A 423-nucleotide genomic window follows, 5' to 3' on the forward strand; every position below is an offset into this window, starting at 1 on the left:
CTTTTCTAGTCCATTTGAGCTATTAGTTGCTGTCACGCTATCAGCACAAGCAACCGATGTCAGTGTCAACAAGGCAACTGATAAGTTGTTTCCTGTTGCCAATACGCCTCAAGCAATCTATGACTTAGGCGTTGATGGGCTTAAGCAATACATCAAAACAATTGGCTTATACAATAACAAAGCCGTTAATGTGATTAACGCCTGTAAAATGCTGGTTGATTTACATGGTGGCGAAGTACCCGAGAATCGAGAAGCATTAGAAGCTTTACCTGGAGTGGGACGAAAAACGGCCAATGTAGTACTCAATACCGCCTTTGGCTGGCCCACTATTGCCGTTGATACGCATATTTTTCGGCTAGCAAATCGAACGAAGTTTGCTCCTGGCAAAAATGTCGACCAAGTTGAACTGAATATGCTTAAAGT

General features: G+C 42.8%; 1 protein-coding gene. It reads left to right on the forward strand.

All coding sequences use genetic code 11. From position 1 onward, the window contains the following. Nucleotides 1-423 (forward strand): endonuclease III (locus AAEZ02_RS21900; RefSeq protein ID WP_351125053.1); only part of this gene is annotated, 423 nt, incomplete at both ends.

The organism is Shewanella sp. T24-MNA-CIBAN-0130 (assembly GCF_040310185.1).
Lineage (GTDB): Bacteria > Pseudomonadota > Gammaproteobacteria > Enterobacterales > Shewanellaceae > Shewanella > Shewanella psychromarinicola.